Annotated in this window: 1 rRNA gene; it reads right to left on the bottom strand. The window is 39.0% G+C overall.

Features of this window, described 5'->3' with window-relative positions:
* A 23S ribosomal RNA gene (locus tag ACQCT5_RS23070) occupies positions 1-101 on the bottom strand; the annotation flags it as partial.
* Positions 102-228 lie beyond the last annotated feature (127 nt).

Below are 228 nucleotides of genomic sequence, written 5' to 3'. Positions count from 1 at the left end.
CAAAGCTTACTTACAGCTCCCCGAAGCATATCGGTGTTAGTCCCGTCCTTCATCGGCTCCTAGTGCCAAGGCATCCACCGTGCGCCCTTAATAACTTAACCGTTGACAAACTAATTGTCATGTTTTTCGATATCAGCGATGATATCTTAAAAGAAAATTACTAAGATGAACGATACTTGTGAATGTATCTTGATATTACTTAACGTTATCTAGTTTTCAAGGAACATA

Source organism: Sutcliffiella halmapala (assembly GCF_050107295.1).
GTDB classification, from domain to species: domain Bacteria; phylum Bacillota; class Bacilli; order Bacillales; family Bacillaceae_I; genus Sutcliffiella_A; species Sutcliffiella_A halmapala_A.
This window is presented reverse-complemented; position numbering and strand designations above follow the sequence as displayed.